We start from the raw sequence: 15,043 nt of genomic DNA, 5'->3' as shown, positions 1-15,043 counted from the left end.
AAAATTGTGCAATTCGTGAAATTCGTGGCGAAAAAAAAGCGAAATTTGCACTCTAAATAAAGAAACGAAATATGAAAATAAATTTAAAATCAGGAATCGATAAATTACTTTTCGGAATGAAGCAGAACGATGTAACCGCTGCTTTAGGAAAACCTGATAAAAACTATAAAGACGAAGACGACAACGTAATTTTTGTTTACAATGCATTAAAAGCAAGATTGACATTCTATCAGGAAGAAGATTTGAAATTGGGTTACATTGTAGCATCAAGCAATGATCTAGAAGTTTTCGGATTCAAATTAATCGGAAGAAAAATTGCTGATGTCAAGAAAGATTTCGCTGCAAAAGGAATTACAAAATACAATCAGGAAACTTTTGATACTTTCGAGAATTACTTCAACGAAGACAATTGGTTTATCCTTCAAACGGAATTTGATGAGGTGGTGAAATTCGAAATTGGAGCAATCATCAACAGTAAAGATGAATTTGACTGGAAATTTCCGGTGAAGAAATAGTTTAGTTTGTCATCCTGAGGAACGAAGGATCACACTCGGAGATCGACAAAGACAATAGCGTAAAGTTTGTCAGGCTGAGCGGAGTCGAAGCCCCGCAACGTGATTCAGCATGACGGGCTTCGACTTCGCTCAGCCTGACAAAACAAAAAACCGATAATCGTAAGATTATCGGTTTTTTTATGAGTTGCAATTAAAAAGAAATTATCCTTTTAACCATGCATTTTTAAGTTTCTCTTTTGAAGCATCAGTAGCTTTAAAAGTTTCAGATTCTTCGAAAGGCAGTTTTACGGTTCCTTTAATCGTTTCTTCTTTAGTACCACGTTTAACTTTAAGCGTAATAGGATCGTTTTCTTTCCAATTTTCACTTTCTGTAATCAAATCGTAAATGTTGTCTAAATTGTATGATTTGTTGTTTACAGCTAAGATTTTATCGCCACCTTTTAAATTCAAGTTTTTAAAGAATTCAATTGATTCTGAATCTGGACGAACAGCAATTTCTTTTGTTGCTTTATCAATTGTGATATATGGAGTTTGTCCTTTAATAAACGGATTTCCTGCTTTTTTCTCCGTTGCTTTTGTAACACCAACTTTAGCTAAATAAAAATCGTAAGGAATTGGAGTAGTTCCTGCAACATATTTATTTAAAAACTCACCAACTTCAGGATACGTTAACGAAGTGATTTTTGCGAATAATTCGTCATCATTAAATGGTTTTTCAACACCATATTCATCAGATAGTTTGTGCATTAAATCCAAAATGCCTCTTTCGCCATTACTTTTTTCTCTGATGATAATGTCAATGCACATACCAATTAAAGCACCTTTTTGGTATACATTTAAGTACTGGTCTTTGTATGGCTGCTCTAATACATTTTTGCTCATAACGGTAAATGACATTGTATCATTTAAACCTTTTGCTTGTTCAATTTTATCGGCAATACGAGTATAGAATTCAGCTTCATCAATCAAACCTTGGTTGATTTGGAAAAGATTCGCAAAATATTCTGTTACACCTTCATACATCCATAAATGCTCAGACATTTTTGGTGCATTGTAATCAAAAAACTGAATTTCTTTTGAGTGAATGGTTAATGGAGTTACGATATGAAAGAATTCGTGAGAAACCACATCTTTCATAGATTCTACCAATTTTTCTTTAGGCATAGATTCTGGCAAAACCACTGTTGTAGCAGTTGGGTGTTCTAAAGCCCCAAAACCGTGCGCATCGTCTTTTGCCATGCTTGATAAGTACAATAACACCGTATATTTTTTAGTAGAGTTTACCTTTCCTAAAAAGTTTTTCTGTGCTGTCATCATCGTTTTCATCTCTGGCGTAATGCTTTCAGCAGTATATTTTCCAGTAGGAGAGTACACCGCGATTAAAATATCCATTCCGTTTACATTAAAAGTAGTGTAATCTGGTTTAGAATACATAATTGGATTTTCTACCAAAATTGCATAACGAGAGGTTGTAAAAGTATCAGAAGTATTGCTTGCATCTTGATCTGTCATAGAAGTAGCGCCCCAAAGCGTCTCAGGATGCGTAATCGTAACTTTGTAAGGAACATCTAATTTGTCTTGGAAATACCCAACAAAACCATGAGTATTGACCATGAAATTTTTTCCTGCATCGATGTTTGTTCCCGCTGGAGAGAAAACGTCATCATTTCCAAATCCAGTTCCTTTTTCAGTATCGAAAGTGTCATTTACCAAGTAAGTGATTTTCTTTAAGGATTTTGCATTTGAAATAGACCAAGAATTATCGTCTAATCTTTTTACCGTAAGTGGGTTTCCTTTAGCATCAAATGCTTTAAAATCTTCTGAAAATTTACCGTAATTATCTGTAGAATACGTACCTGGAACGGTTTTAGGAATGCTGTAAACAATTTCGTCAGTTTTAATAGCAGGAGGCGTAACGGTTACCAACACTTTATCGTCTTTAACATCGGTTAAATTGATATTCACTTCAACTATATTGCTTTTTGTGGCTCCAGTGCTCCCTGTTTTACAGCTCCAAAAAGTTACCGCTAGAGCTAAGGTGTAAAGTATTTTTTTCATTTGTATATGTTTAGTTAATTGTATTTGACACAAAAAGCATTAAAAAGTTACTAAAAAATCACATTAATTTTAAAGATAAAAAAAACTCCTGAAAAACAGGAGCTTTATCTTAGTCTAATTTATTTTTTATATAATACTTTCCGTCCAAATCTTCATCAAAATCATCTATTTTTACTGGTTTTGGTTTCGGTTTGTTTGCAACTGCCTTCTTTTTCCACATCTCAAATTTTTCTGCAGGCATTTTCTTCTTCATGATTTCCAGAACTTCTTTTTCTGCTAATCCAAATTCTTTTTTTATAATTTCAAATGGATTTCTTTCTTCTAAAGCTAACGAAACAAGTTTTTCCGTTTCTTCCCAAGTTAATTCTTTGCGGCTACTCTTTTTCATCTCGTGAAAATTAATTCAAAATAGGGTGTTAATGATTAATAGATTGATTTTCAATTCTAGTATCAATATTATAAAAAAAAATAATACGTTGTTTCAGCAGAGTGCATTTTTTTTAATGATTTTAGCTGTTTTTGAAGGATCTTGATTTTTGAAATGGAATTTTTAATAAATTTTTCAATTGATTGTTTTCCTCGGGCAGCATGTGAGTATCTACACCGTATACCAGCTGATCTTTGGGTAAATAGGTAAAGGTTCCAAAAATTCTGTCCCAAACAGAAAAAATATTTCCATAATTGCTATCTGTATAAGGCAGAACATAATGATGATGCACTTTATGCATATTTGGAGAAACGATAAAGTAGCTTAAGAAAAGATCTAGTTTTTCTGGAAGTGAAATATTAGCGTGATTAAATTGTGAAGCCACAACAGATAGCGACTGATAAAGAAAAACCATCCACATTGGAGAACCGACAAGTAAAACACCCAAAGTGGTAAAAACAAAACGAACAACACTTTCTCCTGGATGATGTCTGTTTGCTGTTGTAGTGTCAATCCAAGTGTCGGTGTGATGCACTAAATGAAACTGCCACAGAATTTTTACTTTGTGTTCTACCAAATGAGCCAAATAAGCTCCAATTAAATCCAAAAGCAGTAAGCCAAGAATGGTATAAAGCCAAATAGGCAATTGCGGAAGCCATTGCAGAATTCCAAAATTATGCTCGACAGTCCAAGCTGCAGTTTTTATTAAAATAAAAGCTAAAACAAAGTTGACCACAATGGTAGTAAACGTAAAAAAGAAATTTATTCCAGCATGAGGCCATTTTTTATACTGCATTTTAAACAATGGAAAACTGTTTTCGATGAGCCAGAAAATGGTAATACCACCAACCAAAATCAAACTTCTGTGCGAAGAAGGAATCGTAGAAAAATAATTGATAATGTCATTCATACTACATAATATTTGAATTGAAGTAAAAATTTCTTTCGGTTTTATCCAATAAAAAAGAGAAAACCAAATATAAATATATCTGATTTTCTCTTTCAAAATAATTATTTAGAGTATTATTTTTTGATTAGGCTTATTATAAACAATAAAACCCAAGCACCTCCAACTGCGATTAAGATCTGCCAGAGAAGTCCGCCACCGCCAATACCAAGTTTGCCTGCAATCCATCCGCCGATAAACCCGCCGATAATTCCAACAATGATATTACCAAGTAATCCAAAACCTCCGCCTTTCCAGATTTGACCAGCTAACCAGCCAGAAATAGCGCCAATAAGTAAAAAATATAAAAATTCCATGTGTATATTTAGTTTATTTTTGTGAATGGTTTTTTGAAAGCAACATTATGCTTCTGCATGATTTTGCAGTAAAGTTTTATAGAGGAAACCTCCAGCTAAAGCCCCGAGAATAGGGGCGACCCAAAACAGCCAAACCTGAGATAATGGTTCTCCGCCAACAAAAATAGCTTGTGACAAAGATCTCGCTGGGTTTACAGAAGTATTCGTAATTGGAATACTAATTAAATGGATTAATGTTAAAGCCAAACCAATTGCGATTCCTGCAAATCTGCCATTTGCAAATTTATCGGTAGCACCCAAAATCACCAATAAGAAGAATAAGGTAAGTACAAACTCAGCGATAAAACAAGCTTGTAACGAATAGCCATCAGGAGAAAAAGCGCCAAAACCGTTAGAAGCAAAGGCTCCAGCTTTTGTACTGTCAATTGCAAAGCCCGCTTTTCCAGAAGCTATTGTGTATAAAGTTCCTGCCGCTGCAGCAGCTCCAACACATTGCGCAATGATATACGGAATAAGATCTTTGGCAGAAAACCTTCCGCCAGCCCATAAACCAAAAGAAACGGCAGGATTAAAATGACCTCCAGAAATGTGTCCAACAGCATAGGCCATAGTCAGTACTGTTAAACCAAAAGCCAGCGCAACACCTGCAAACCCGATTCCTAAATCTGGAATACCTGCAGCAAAAATAGCGCTCCCGCATCCACCAAAAACAAGCCAATAAGTTCCGAAAAACTCAGCAAATAATTTTTTCATAATAAAATAATTTAAATGGTTAATGTTAGAATGTATATTGGTAAGCCCAATAAATTAAAACAAATTGTAAGGGCAAACGTACAAATAAAATCCATATTGGTAAACCAAAACCTGCTTTTTTATTTTCCAACATATACAAATTGGCAGGGAAAACAGCAATTAATAGCATTATAATTCCCCAAGCGGCATAATGTGTTGTAAAAGGCAGGATTAGAAAGATGCCCAAAATAATCTCGGAGGCACCACTTAAAATATTTATTAATTTGGGGTTTTTGAATGCGGGCGGAATGATTCTTATGTACATTCCAGGTTTTCTAAAATGATTTATACCAGCAATAATATATAAGGAAGCCATTAGATATAAATGCCAAGGTAGAATCATGATAAATATTTGTTTATCACGAATTTATAAAAAAATTAACAATTATTGCATTACAGATCTTATTTTTTTAATAATGCCTGTTTGAAGTTATTTTTTAGGCTTGAAATTTACATTCATAATGATTATGGCAAGTATAATTAATACAATACCAATCCATTGAGAAAGGATTACTTTTTCGTTTAATAAAACAAATGCCATCATTACAGAAACGGGCAGTTCAAGGGCAGAAACAATACTTCCCAATCCAATTCCAGTTAAAGGAAAACCTGCAGTCATCAAAAGTGGCGGAATTATAGTTCCAAACAAAGACAGAACAATTCCCCATTTCAAGAAAATTTCCATATTGAAAGCCGTTACTTGAGTTGCAAAAGTAAACGAAAAAACAATAACGGCGCCACCTAAAAGCATGTAAAGGCTTCTCTGTGCTGATGAAATTTCTGTAGCAACGCTATTTGCAGTAAACATAGTGGTAGTAAAAGAGGCTGCAGCGAGCATTCCCCAAACTAAACCTCTCCAGTCTAGTTCGATGTCATTATTGATAATATTGGTCGCTAAAACAGTTCCAAAAAGCACTATACAGACCGCAATGACTTTTTGTTTTGAAGGAAGTTTTTTTTCTAAAATCATTTCAAGCAAAACACCCATCCAAACGGTCTGCATCAATAAAACGATTCCGATAGAAACAGGAATGTATTTTACAGCCAGATAATAAAATAAGCTGGTCATTCCTAATGAAGTTCCCGCAAGCATTAAACTGAAAATATTTTTAGGAGATGCTTTTACAGCGCTATTTTTATTTTTAATACGCTGAAAAAGGTTGATTAAAAGAATGCCTAAAATTCCATAAATAAATTGTGAGGTCGTTACTTCTGCAGTTGTGTATCCTTCCGTATAAGCCATTTTTACAAAGGTAGCCAGCATTCCGTATGTGGTTGCTCCCAAGGCAACAAGAAAAACACCTTTTAATACATTATTTTGCGACGTCATAAATTATCTGTTTTAAAAAAATTAGCCGGCAAAGGTAAGTTATTTTGTTTAGGATTTCATCGTACTATGTTGAAAATAGTAATTTAATGATAATAAAATTCATTTTTAAAGTCTTGAATTAAGAATTCTTTAAAAAATGAAAACGCCGAAAAAGAGAAAAGCCATCAAAAATAATTCTGATGGCTTTTATTGGCAAAGAACAATTGTTCTCTATTATAATTACTTAGGCTGATTTTGGTAGGTTTCAATTTCGAACACTAAAGTTGCATTTGGTGGAATTACACCGCCAGCACCTTTTTCGCCATAAGCTAAGTTTGAAGGCAGGAAGAAAGTTGCTTTTTCTCCGTCTGTCATCATATCTAACGCTTCAATGAAACCAGGAATCATTCCTTCTTTTTTTCCAACTGTAAAAGGAAAAGCTTTGTATCCGCCTTGAGCATCTCTGTTAGCATCATATTTTCCGTATGCTTTTGCTACTGGAGCCATGCTGCTGTCAAATAAGGTACCATCTTCAAAATATCCCGCGTAGTGGAAATAGATTGTAGAACCTTCAGCGCCTTTAACGCCAGTTCCTTTTTGTGTAACAACATATTTTAAACCTGTCGCAGTTGCAGTAGCTTTTGCTTTCAAATCTTTAAAATAAGCCGCTTTAGCCGTTACTACTTTTTTAGCTTCTTCTTTTTTAGCAGCCTCTTTTTTTACATCATCGCTTAAAACTTTTAAAGCATCAAACTTCTTTGCCGCAGCACCTTTACGAGTAATCACAATTTTTGTCATTACATCGTCCTGAACAATTTTGTTTACATTGTCCATTCCAGAAACTACATGACCAAAAATAGTATGCTTTCCGTTTAGCCAAGGAGTATCTTTATGTGTAATGAAAAACTGGCTACCGTTTGTTGCTGGGCCCGAATTTGCCATTGCTAAAACACCGCCTTTTTCGAATTTTAAATCGTCTACAAATTCATCTTTAAATGAATATCCTGGACCTCCAGAACCATTTCCGTCTGGATCACCACCTTGAATCATAAAGTCATTAATAACTCTGTGGAATTTTAATCCGTTATAGAATGGTTTTCCTTTAAGAGACGCTTTTACATTAGGATTTGTACCTTCTGCCAAAGTGATAAAATTAGCCACTGTAACAGGAGCTTTTACATATTCTAAGGATAAAACAATATCTCCTTTTGTAGTAGAGATTGTAGCAAAAATTCCGTCGCCAGGATTTGCAGCAACCGCTGTTTTAGTTGTAGGTTTTGCTGCTGGTTTTGCAGCAGGCTTTTTAGTTTGAGCCTGAATATTTACTACTGCTAGGCAGAATAAAAAAAGAAATTTAAACTTCATTATTATTTAAATTTAAGTCTGTGATTAAATAATTACGGTTTCTCTAATAACTGAATCTCAAAAATGATGTTCGCATTTGGCGGAATTACCCCTCCAGCTCCAGTTGCTCCATAAGCTAAATGAGAAGGAATAAATAAAACTGCTTTATCTCCAAAAGAAAGCTGCTCGATTCCTTCAATAAAACCAGGAATTAGGCCATCTTTTTTTCCTGCCTGAAACGGAATTGGCTGATAGCCGTTTTGTTCAGCTCTTGTAGCATCATATTTTCCAAAAGCTTTATTTACATCAGCAACGCTTGAATCAAATAAGGTTCCATCTTCAAGAAATCCTGAATATGAAATATAAATTTGAGTTCCAATAGCTGGTTTTTTACCAGAACCTTTTTCTGTAATAACAAATTCTAAACCAGAGTTTGTTTTAGTTGCTTTTGGTTTAATAGAAGCATAATAAGCTACTTTTTCTTTTTGAACTTCAGCATATTTACTTTGTTCTTTTGCAATGTCAGCAAAATAATCGTGGAATACTTTTACAGCATCAAATTTCTTTGCCGCTTCACCATTTCTGATGATTTTTACAGAAACAATATTATCGCCTTGCACTACTTTGTTTACGACTTCCTGATCTTTTGCGTCTACAACATGACCAAAAATTGTATGTTTTCCGTCTAACCAAGGAGTTTCGACATGCGTAATGAAAAATTGGCTGCTGTTTGTTCCAGGTCCGTTATTGGCCATTGCTAAAACTCCAGCTTTGTCAAATTTTAAATCAGAGAATTCATCTTTAAATTTATAACCAGTATCTCCAGAACCAGTTCCTAATGGATCTCCAGTCTGAATCATGAAACTTTCGATAACTCTATGAAATTTTAAACCATCAAAAAAAGGTTTCTTTTTAAGGTCTTCATGCGTTATAAACTCGTTTTTACCTTCAGCAAGAGTCACAAAGTTTGCAACTGTAATTGGCGCTTTTTTGTAATCAAGCTCTACAATGATGTGACCTTTGTTTGTTTCGATATCGGCATATAAACCATCTGGCAGATTACTGTGATCGTCTTTACAAGAATAAAATGAGCTTACGGCTATTAGTAATAATAAAATACTCTTTTTCATTTTAAGATATTGTTTTATTGAGTTAATGTGTCTTTTTTAGCTGGAGCCGCAGGTTTCGCAGCGGCTGGTTTTGGTGTTACGGTTTGTGAAGGCTGTGCTGCTGGTTTTGCAGTTGGCGCAGCCGGATCTGGAACAAAATTTCTAAGTGTTACAGTAACCATTAAAGATTCGTTTGTTCCAATTTTTTTGTTGTCTCCGTGGTAGCCGTACGCCATGTGTGATGGGAATAAAAAAGTCACAGTTTCATTTTTGTGCATTCTTTTAATTCCGTCGCGAAGTCCCATCATAATGTCTTGTTTGTCGACATAGTAAGTTTGTGGACCAAGATCAGATTCGGAGTAAATGACATTTCCTTTTATATCTTTCACTTCCATATTAAAATAAGCGATATCTCCTTTTCTTGGAGCCAAAGTTTCGGTTGCATTTTTTTCTTCATAGCAAAACCAATAGCCTTTTGGAGTGGCATAATATTTTACTTTCGGATTGCTTTTGATTATTTTTTTAATGACATCTTCTTCATTTGCCACTAATTTTTTGTTTCGGTCAGCCGATTTTTTCATGAATGTTCCCGAAGCACTCGAAATAGGTCTTCTGGCTTCTTCAGGATGCTTACAGCTGATTGACAAAACAGCAATAAGCAAAGTGTAAATGCTAAGTTTTAGGTTATTCATGATTTGGACTATAATTTTAGTTTCTTTACTAAATCTTCAAATTTATTTACTGTTTCTTCCATCGAAACTTCCGATCTTCCGCCAGCTGCATTACTATGTCCGCCGCCGTTAAAATGATCTCGTGCAAACTGATTTACATCAAAACCTCCTTGCGAACGGAAAGAAATCTTGATAATGCCTTCTTCTTTATTTTCGATAAAAATAGCAGTAAAAACAATATCTTTTATACTTAAACCATAATTAACAATTCCTTCTGTATCGCCTTTAACATAATTGAAAGAATCTAGCTCTTCTTGTGTTAACGTCATATACGAAGTTTTATGATCTTCAAGTATCTTCATGTTTTGCAAAGCGCGCCCTAATAGCTGCAATCTGCTGAAAGAACTATTATCGAAAAGTAAAACAGGAATCTGCGTGTTTTCGACTCCTAAATCAATTAATTCGGCTATGATTCTGTGCGTGTTTCCAGTTGTTCCCGGAAAACGGAACGAACCAGAATCAGTAAGAATTCCTGTGTAGATGCAAGTTGCAATGTCTTTATCGATATCTTCTCTTTTGTTTAAGAAATCGATGAAATTATAAACCATCTCACAAGTCGATCCGAATGAAGTGTCTGAATAAGTATAAGTGGCATAATCATCAGGTTTCTGATGATGATCGATCATGATAAAAGTAGAATTCAGTTTTGCTAAAACATTCTCCATCATTTCGCCTGTACGGTGAAAAGCATTAAAATCGAGCGTAAAAATTACTTCAGCTTCTTCTAAAAGTTGTGTACAGATTTCGGTTTCTTTCTCGAAAATTTTTACCGTTTCAGATCCTGGAAGCCAAGCTAAAAAATTAGGAAAATCATTTGGAGCAATTACCGTTGCCTGATGATTGTTTTTAATTAAAAAATGGTATAAACCCAACGTAGATCCCATTGCATCACCGTCTGGTCCTCTGTGCGGAATTATGACGATTTTCTTTGGGGTGGCGAGTAATAATTGAATCGCTTGAATATCTTGTATTTTCATAGTGTGCGAATTTACAGTTTTTAATGTAATGCTGAAAATATTTTTAAATCTCAGTGGTCAGTGATCAGTTTTTTTAAGTGATCAGTGTTCAGATTGTTTAGTGTTCATTTCTATTATGGAATTTGGGTTTTAAATTGTTGTATGTAATTAGCACGCAGATGACACGGATTCGCTATCGCGATCCCGATAGTTATAGGGAGCTGATTTAAACGGATTTTTTTATAAGTTACTAAGTTCCGTAGGAACGCTTTGTTTTGTAGCAACGGATTTTAATCCGTTGGAGTTAATGTAAATTAATTGGGATTTGGAATTTAAAAATATTGGAATTTTCTACGGAAGCTTCGGAATAAAATATTGGAATTTGGAATTTAAAAATTTGAATTTTTATTCTTTATAAATTCTGAAGTTCTTTCTTCTGAAACTTTTGATATAGCTTATACTTAGCGCCTTTCACAATCTGTGATTTATAAATTCCAACCGAACCCGAAGAAAAATAAGCAATTGTGCAGGCAATTGCGATAAAGATACCTGGGGCAATTCCGAATAATTCCATTCCCATAATCGTGCAGGCAATAGGAGTGTGGGTTGCGCCAGAAAAAACGGCTACAAATCCGATTCCGGCTAAAAGAGCAATCGGCATCGGAATAACGGTTGACAAAGCACTGCCTAAAGTTGCGCCAACAAAAAAGAGCGGTGTAACTTCTCCGCCTTTAAAACCAGCGCCTAAAGTAAATCCAGTAAATAAGATTTTAAGCAGAAAATCGTACCACGGGTTAGGATTTGAAAAGGAATCGACAATTACAGGAACACCCAATCCAGAAAATTTAGTAAAACCTAAACCAGCAATAGCAATCGCTAAAATAACTCCGCCAATTACGGGACGAAGCGGTGGATATTTTATGTTTTTTGAAAAAAGCGAACCCCAAAAGTGTGTGCTTCGCGAAAATAATAAAGCCGCAAATCCAGAAAGAAGACCTACAATTATAGTATAAAAAACGTTGTTTAAACTAAGTTCTGGAATTGTTGGAATACTATAATGCGTATGTTTTATTTGCCAAAATTCTACCGTAAAATAAGCAACGTAAGCAACTAGAAAAGAAAGTAAAATGCTTTTGAAATTGATTTTACTAAAATATAAAACTTCTAAAGCGAAAATTGCACCAGCCAAAGGAGTTCCGAAAACAGAAGCAAAACCAGCGCTGATTCCGAGAATGATTAAAATTCTGCGTTCTGGATTATCAAGTTTGAATAATTTGGTGAACTGATCGGCAATCGCGCCTCCCATTTGTACCGCAGTTCCTTCTCGACCCGCCGATCCTCCAAACAAGTGCGTGAGCAGTGTTCCTAAAAGAACTAAAGGCGCCATTCTAAACGGAATAACTTTTTTAGGATTTTCGTATTCTTCCAATAAAAGATTGTTTCCTTTCGCAACAGATTCTCCCCAATAATAATAACTCAAACCAACCAGAAATCCACCGAAAGGCAAAAGCCACACAATCCATTCGTGCTGAATTCTAAATTGCGTAACCCATTCTAAAGAAACTAAGAAAAAAGCTGAAGCTGAGCCAGAAAGAAATCCTATTAATGCACAAATAATAATCCATTTAGGAATATCAAGAAGTAATTGTTTTGGATTTAGGTAAGTCATTAATGAGTGAAGATATTTAGCCACGAATTCACAAATTTATAAAATTAGTGTAGAATAAAATAATTCGCGAATTCGTGGCGAAAAAAAATCTAAACGACAGCAGTAAATTCTATTTCAACCAAGTATTCTGGAGCAACCAGTTTACTGATTTCATAAAATCCTGTTGTTGGTTTTATATCTTTAAAAAAAGCAGAATGCGCTCTTGCCACTTCTTCAAAAGTAGAAACATCAGTTGTGAAAATTCTAGTTCTAATAACATCTTTCATTCCCACATTTAAATCTTCCAAAACTTTTTCAACTCGCTCCAAAATATTATAGGTTTGCGCGTAAGCGTCATCAGCTTTTACTTTATCGCCGTCAACAATGGCTACAGTTCCAGAAACTTCAACGATGTTGCCAATTCTTACCGCTCGGCAATATCCCATTTTGTCTTCCCACGGAGATCCAGTTAAGATGTTTTCTCTTTTCATTTTTACAATTTTTGCGAATTTGTCAGTATGGTTTTAAAAGCAAATTCAGGTTAATTTTAAGATGCTGCAATTTAAGAATTATGCTCCTGAAAGGAATTAAAAAAAGCTTGAAATCAATTCAGAAATTCAAGCTTTTTTGTGATATTAATTTGTTAATCGGTTTGTTTTTCTTCGTAAAGGCGAAGCTTATTTTGCACCGTATTCAAATTCTGCTGTAAGACTTCAATTTTATTCAGAAGATTTGCAATGGCGTCAATTCCTTCGAGATTTATTTTGAGATCATAGTGCATGCGAATCATTTTTTCTATGGTTGGCAATTGCTCGGGTTCTAAAAATTCGTCATTTTCTTCCACAACAATATGTATCAAACCATAATTGTGAAGTTCGGTTATAAAAGTATTTTCAATTTCGTGGTACAAACAAAACTGTTTTATCTGGATTAAATTTCTGTTTTTCATGACTTTCTTAGTTTTGCTAATTCTTCAAATAACTCTTTTTCTTTATCCGACAGATTCGTTGGAATTTTTATGGTGTACGTGATGTACAAATCGCCAAATTGATTTTCTTTTTTGTAAACAGGAAATCCTTTTCCTTTCAGTTTCACCTTAGTTCCGGGCTGAGTTTCTGCTGGAACCTTGATTTTTACTTTTCCATCAAAAGTATTGATGTAAGTTTCTCCGCCCAAAATTGCCGTGTACAAATCAATCGGAGCTTCGGCATACAAATTATTTCCTTCACGCTTAAAATCTGAATTATTAGAGATATTAAAAGTGATATACAAATCGCCGTTTGGACCTCCGTTTACACCAGGACCGCCATGATTTGGAATTTTTATAATCTGTCCGTTTTCAACACCTGCAGGAATCGTGATTCGGATATTTTTTCCGTTGACAGTTAGATTTTGTTTGTGTGTAGTGTAAGCAGATTTAAGATCCAATTCCAGTTCGGCATTAAAATCCTGACCTCTATATTTGGACTGCGATCTGCTACTTCTTCCGCCGCCACCATACATTGAATTGAAGAATTCTGAAAAATCACTTCCAGAAAAGTCTCCGCCAAAACCAGAAAAATCGCCTTCAGAATATTGAGAACTGCTTTGTCTGCTTTGCTGCTGATTCGGATCGTAACCTGCTTTTTCGAACTCGTCGGCATGTTTCCAGTCTTTTCCGTATTTGTCGTATTTTTTTCGATTTTCGGGATTGCTTAAAACTTCATTAGCTTCATTTATTTCTTTAAACTTTTTTTCGGCTTCTTTATCATTCGGATTCAAATCGGGATGATATTTTCTGGCCAGTTTTCTATATGCTTTTTTGATGTCTGCTTCCGTAGCAGCTTTCGAAACATCTAATACTTTGTAATAATCTATATAATCCATTTTCTTATGATTTTATAAATGGTAAATAAAGCCTTGAAGTTAAGAAAAATCTGCTGATTTTCAAAATGATATTAATCTGCTTTTGGAATTTGGAATTTTAGGTTTGAGATTTTTTTTCGAAGAAAAACCATCTTTTGGCAGGTTTTTTGATTCCAAAAATTAGCTTAATTTAATGTTATAAAACTCCTAAAGTTGTAGTAGCTAACTTAATTATACTATTTTTGTGAAGCAGGACTTTTGGTTATATTAATCATAAAAAGCCGATTCGATAATACTTTTTTCAATGAAGCACATTTTATTTTTCATATTATTTTTTACTGCTTTGTCAGTATCAGCCCAAGCCGAATTTAATACTAAATTCAAAACTATTCCTGGAGGAAAGTTTACTGCAAAGCCCAAAAAGACTCCAATTCCTGACGTAAAAGATCCGCAGGCTAATACGCTTGATGTTCCGAGTATTAAAACACCAAACGTTTTTGAAAATACGACCATAACTCCAAAATCAAAATTTCAGATAGGAGAAGAAAAAAGCAAATTTACCATGTCTACCGAGACCGATTTTGCTAATCCTGGCGATCGTTACGTAGCCAAAATGGAAAAAGATCTCGATAAAGCCTTGAAAGATGCAGGATTGCGAGAAGGCCGTGGTGTTTTGGTAAAGAGAAATATTTCTTTGGGTGATTTTAAAACCAAATCAGAATATTTTATAGTGAAGTTCCGAGACTTTGGAGCTATCGACGGCGATTTGGTAAAAGTATCTTCAAATGATCAGGTAATCCGCGACCGACTTTTATTAGACTCCAATTTCCAGCAAGTAAAAATTAACCTCGGACAAGGTTTTAATAAATTAGATTTCGAAGCCTTAAATATAGGTACACTAGGAGGAAACACCGCAGAAATACAAGTCTATGACGATAAAGGCAATCTGGTAACAAATGATTATTGGGATAATCTTGCCGCAGGATTTAAGGCGTCGATAGTGGTAACGAAAGAATAGAGCGCTTGCAGCGCTAGTTACAAAGTTG

Annotated in this window: 17 protein-coding genes; 2 read left to right on the top strand and 15 right to left on the bottom strand. The window is 34.7% G+C overall.

Annotated features, from left to right (window positions below; translation table 11 throughout):
- The first annotated feature begins 71 nt into the window (after positions 1–71).
- Entirely contained in the window at positions 72–515 is a 444-nt protein-coding gene (locus tag ACWA1F_RS09345; RefSeq protein ID WP_125719238.1) for a hypothetical protein, read from the top strand.
- Between the two features lie 201 nt (positions 516–716).
- Here ACWA1F_RS09345 and ACWA1F_RS09340 read toward each other — a convergent pair whose 3' ends face one another.
- The 15 genes from ACWA1F_RS09340 to ACWA1F_RS09270 form a co-directional block, all read right to left on the bottom strand.
- On the bottom strand, positions 717–2,573 hold the full coding sequence (locus tag ACWA1F_RS09340) for a M61 family metallopeptidase (protein ID WP_456893527.1): 1,857 nt from the start codon (positions 2,571–2,573) through the stop codon (positions 717–719).
- Positions 2,574–2,682: 109 nt separating this feature from the next.
- Positions 2,683–2,961, bottom strand: coding sequence for a DUF2805 domain-containing protein (locus ACWA1F_RS09335; RefSeq protein WP_306156732.1), 279 nt, complete (start codon positions 2,959–2,961; stop codon positions 2,683–2,685).
- 121 nt (positions 2,962–3,082) lie between these two features.
- Positions 3,083–3,910, bottom strand: coding sequence for a sterol desaturase family protein (locus ACWA1F_RS09330; RefSeq protein ID WP_456893526.1), 828 nt, complete (start codon positions 3,908–3,910; stop codon positions 3,083–3,085).
- Between the two features lie 113 nt (positions 3,911–4,023).
- Positions 4,024–4,263 (bottom strand): GlsB/YeaQ/YmgE family stress response membrane protein, encoded by a 240-nt coding sequence (locus ACWA1F_RS09325; RefSeq protein ID WP_306156729.1) that lies wholly within the window; start codon positions 4,261–4,263, stop codon positions 4,024–4,026.
- 45 nt (positions 4,264–4,308) lie between these two features.
- Positions 4,309–5,016: an aquaporin Z gene (gene aqpZ, locus ACWA1F_RS09320; RefSeq protein WP_456893525.1), complete on the bottom strand. Its 708-nt coding sequence runs from the start codon at positions 5,014–5,016 to the stop codon at positions 4,309–4,311.
- Positions 5,017–5,041: 25 nt separating this feature from the next.
- The gene (locus tag ACWA1F_RS09315; protein WP_456893524.1) at positions 5,042–5,398 is read right to left on the bottom strand and encodes a DoxX family protein; all 357 of its coding nucleotides are present in this window, start codon (positions 5,396–5,398) and stop codon (positions 5,042–5,044) included.
- Between the two features lie 87 nt (positions 5,399–5,485).
- Positions 5,486–6,385, bottom strand: coding sequence for an EamA family transporter (locus ACWA1F_RS09310; RefSeq protein ID WP_456893523.1), 900 nt, complete (start codon positions 6,383–6,385; stop codon positions 5,486–5,488).
- A 219-nt stretch (positions 6,386–6,604) separates the two neighbouring features.
- A complete protein-coding gene (locus tag ACWA1F_RS09305; protein ID WP_456893522.1) occupies positions 6,605–7,729 on the bottom strand; it encodes a peptidylprolyl isomerase in 1,125 nt (374 codons plus the stop codon).
- A gap of 32 nt (positions 7,730–7,761) precedes the next feature.
- Positions 7,762–8,838 (bottom strand): peptidylprolyl isomerase, encoded by a 1,077-nt coding sequence (locus ACWA1F_RS09300; protein WP_456893521.1) that lies wholly within the window; start codon positions 8,836–8,838, stop codon positions 7,762–7,764.
- A gap of 14 nt (positions 8,839–8,852) precedes the next feature.
- Positions 8,853–9,509, bottom strand: coding sequence for a gliding motility-associated peptidyl-prolyl isomerase GldI (gldI, locus tag ACWA1F_RS09295; protein ID WP_306156718.1), 657 nt, complete (start codon positions 9,507–9,509; stop codon positions 8,853–8,855).
- Between the two features lie 8 nt (positions 9,510–9,517).
- Entirely contained in the window at positions 9,518–10,525 is a 1,008-nt protein-coding gene (locus tag ACWA1F_RS09290) for a DHH family phosphoesterase (protein ID WP_456893520.1), read from the bottom strand.
- Positions 10,526–10,916: 391 nt separating this feature from the next.
- Positions 10,917–12,173, bottom strand: coding sequence for a voltage-gated chloride channel family protein (locus ACWA1F_RS09285; protein ID WP_456893519.1), 1,257 nt, complete (start codon positions 12,171–12,173; stop codon positions 10,917–10,919).
- A gap of 89 nt (positions 12,174–12,262) precedes the next feature.
- Positions 12,263–12,643, bottom strand: a complete 381-nt coding sequence (locus ACWA1F_RS09280; protein WP_306156712.1) for a RidA family protein — start codon at positions 12,641–12,643, stop codon at positions 12,263–12,265.
- 152 nt (positions 12,644–12,795) lie between these two features.
- The gene (locus ACWA1F_RS09275; protein ID WP_306156710.1) at positions 12,796–13,101 is read right to left on the bottom strand and encodes a chaperone modulator CbpM; all 306 of its coding nucleotides are present in this window, start codon (positions 13,099–13,101) and stop codon (positions 12,796–12,798) included.
- Positions 13,098–14,018 carry a DnaJ C-terminal domain-containing protein gene (locus ACWA1F_RS09270; protein WP_456893518.1) on the bottom strand — a complete coding sequence of 307 codons (921 nt, stop codon included), beginning with the start codon at positions 14,016–14,018 and terminating at the stop codon, positions 13,098–13,100. Before ACWA1F_RS09270 ends, ACWA1F_RS09275 begins: the two co-directional genes overlap by 4 nt.
- Before the next feature lie 322 nt (positions 14,019–14,340).
- Here ACWA1F_RS09270 and ACWA1F_RS09265 point away from each other — a divergent pair, with 322 nt between their 5' ends.
- The gene (locus ACWA1F_RS09265) at positions 14,341–15,015 is read left to right on the top strand and encodes a hypothetical protein (protein ID WP_456893517.1); all 675 of its coding nucleotides are present in this window, start codon (positions 14,341–14,343) and stop codon (positions 15,013–15,015) included.
- Positions 15,016–15,043: the final 28 nt, after the last annotated feature.

This window comes from Flavobacterium erigeronis (assembly GCF_054075165.1).
This window is presented reverse-complemented; position numbering and strand designations above follow the sequence as displayed.